2 protein-coding genes are annotated in these 2652 nt (G+C 68.9%); both read right to left on the bottom strand.

Annotated features, from left to right (window positions below; translation table 11 throughout):
* Positions 1-126 precede the first annotated feature (126 nt).
* On the bottom strand, positions 127-924 hold the full coding sequence (gene istB, locus Q9R39_RS24500; protein WP_061230105.1) for an IS21-like element helper ATPase IstB: 798 nt from the start codon (positions 922-924) through the stop codon (positions 127-129).
* A complete protein-coding gene (istA, locus tag Q9R39_RS24495) occupies positions 921-2462 on the bottom strand; it encodes an IS21 family transposase (protein ID WP_259851982.1) in 1542 nt (513 codons plus the stop codon). Before istA ends, istB begins: the two co-directional genes overlap by 4 nt.
* Positions 2463-2652 lie beyond the last annotated feature (190 nt).

The following is a 2652-nucleotide window of genomic DNA, read 5'->3' as shown; positions in this document are numbered from 1 at the left end:
TGTCAAGGGCCATTGAGTTCTGCCCAGGGGCGGTCGTGAGACCTGCCCGGTGACGGTCACCAGATCTGCCCGGAGATGGCCATGGGATCTGCCCACAGGGGCTGGCCATCTCCGGTCCCGGGATTGTCAGGTCAAGGGCCTCACCCCCTGGCCGGCGAGTGCTTGGGTGAGGCGGATGGAGTCGCCACTGGTCTGGCAGACGTGAGCGTGATGCAGGAGCCGGTCCACTGTCGCGGTGGCGATGGTCTTGGGCATGAGCTCGTCGAAACCGGCCGGGTGCAGGTTCGAACTGATCGCGATGGCGCGTTTCTCGTAGGCGGCGTCCACCAGGCGGTAAAGCCCTTCGGCGGCGTCGGTGGCCACCGGCAGCAGTCCGATATCGTCGACGATGATCAGGTCGGCGCGCAGGATCTTTGCGATGGCCTTGGTGACGGTGTCGTCGGCGCGGTGCCTGCGCAACAGCACGCCGAGGTCTTCCAGGGTGAACCAGGAGACCTTCAGCCCCTGCTCGACGGCTTGCTGTCCGAGCGCCTCGAGTAGGAATGTCTTGCCGGTCCCGGAGGGTCCGCAGACCACGAGGTTCTCTTTGCGATGCACCCACTCCAGCGTCCGCAACGCCTGTTGAGTCGGTGCAGGGATCGAGGAGGCGGACTCGTCCCAGGCGTCGAAGGTCTTGCCGGTGGGAAATCCGGCGGTGGCGCGGCGTGTGGCCAGCGAGGCCCGGTCACGGCCGTTGGCCTCCTCGGCCAGCAGAGCGCGCAGCACCTCGGCCGGGTCCCAGCGTTGGGACTTGGCGGTGGCGAGCACTTCGGGCGCGTGGCGGCGAATGTGCGGCAGTCGCAGGCGCCGCAGGATGGCGTCCAGGTCGGCGGGCAGTGGCGGACTGGCCGGCACACCCAGCGCCGGAACCTCGGTGGTGGTCATCGGTCTTCCTCCTCAGAATCGGTGGCCAGTGGTGACTGCTGGCCCAGGGCGGCCCATCCGGCGGTGCCCTGGGTCAGCGACCGGTCCTCACCCGCAGAGTGCGACTGCCCGGTAGCGCCGGAGGCGGCGTGGTGGTTGAGGATCGAGGGCAGATCGGCCTCGGCGAACCGGTTGTGCAGGGCCGCGTGCCCGAGCGCCCAGTCGACCTCGTCGGGGTCGAACAACTTGGCCAGGGCGACGGCCTCGGCCATCTTCACGCGCATCTTCGTCGTGCCCGCAGCGGCGGCCTCGGTCAGCCACAGCCGGGCCCCGTCACCGAGTGCCAGGAACGCCGCCTCCGCGGCGTTGCGGGCGCGGGGTTGGCGGTGCAGGGCACCGGCCGGGGCGTCTGGGAAGTGCGCATCGGCAAGTCGCGGGCTTCCCGGGGTCGCCCGCAGGTGGCGGGCCACCTCCACCGGCCCAGCGGGTCCGACGTGCACCACGACGATCTGCTCACCGGCGCCGGCACCATGGGCGCGGACCCAGACGGTCTCGCCGAGCAGCGTGTGCGGTACCGAGTACTGCCCGGATTCGAACGTCACCATCGGCGAGTTCACCGGCACCTGCCGCGTGGTCCCCAGCGCCACCGTGTACGCCTCGGTCGGCACGGTGTGCAGACGGGCCCGTTCCTGAGCGAGCATCTGCGCTGGGGCTCGCCGAGTGATGCGGTGCTCCCGGTCGTTGACCTGCTCGCACCATTGCTCGCACGCCCCCTCCAGCTCGGCGAACGAGGAGTACTCACCGCGCAAGTTGGTGTCCTTGGGCACCAGGTCGGCCTTGGCGACCTTGACCGTCGACTCCGAGCCACCCTTGGAAGCCGGATCCGCGGGCTCGCACGTGAGCACCGTGACCCCATAGTGGCGGGCGAACGCCACCATCTGCGGGTTGCGCACCGCCATTCCCGCCACATGCTCCACGGTGACGGTCTTCTCGTTGTCGGTCAGCACATACGTCGGCGCCCCGCCCAGGCGGCGCAACGTCACATCCAAAGCGGCGAACACACTCGGGGCGGTCCTGTCGCGGATCGGCAGAACCACCCGAAACCGCGACCACGCCAGCCACGCACAGAACAGCACGGTCTTGACCCCGTCGATCACCGGACCGTCACCGAAGTCGTACTGCAACCACAGGCCCGGCTCGGTCACCCACGGCCGGTGCACCCGGACGTTGCCGAGCCGGTAGGACTTCTTCACCGCCGCCACCGCCCGACGCGTGGTGCGCTCCGAACCGGTGAACCCCACCGCGAGCAGCTTCTCGTGGACCACGTCCGCGCGGATCTTGCCGCCCGAGCGCTCCACCCACTCCTCGACCTTCGGCATGAACTCATCCATCAGCTGCGGCCGGGCCGCCGGCTTGTCGGTCAACCGGCCCGCATCACGAGCAGTCACATAGCGGGCAACAGTGTGATGCGAGACCCCGGCGAGCTCGCCGGCATCCCGATAGGACCCTGTCAGATCAAACGCTTCGAGAATTTCCATGATCTCCTCGGCAGACTTCATGTTGTCCCTCCTCGGGGCGATGGGCGCTTCAGCACCGCTATCGCACCCGAGGAGGGGCCCCGAACCGCCCAAGCGGGCCGGGAAACAATGTCGTGTCGGGCAGATCCCATGACCGCCAGCGGGCAACTCTCACGTCCGCCAGCGGGCACCCTCGTGACCGCCTACGGGCAGTCTCTCGTGTCCGTCGTCA

This window comes from Gordonia sp. AC31, from assembly GCF_031844505.1.
GTDB classification, from domain to species: domain Bacteria; phylum Actinomycetota; class Actinomycetes; order Mycobacteriales; family Mycobacteriaceae; genus Gordonia; species Gordonia hongkongensis.
The sequence above is the reverse complement of the archived record's forward strand: the minus strand, read 5'-3'. Positions and strand labels throughout refer to the sequence as shown.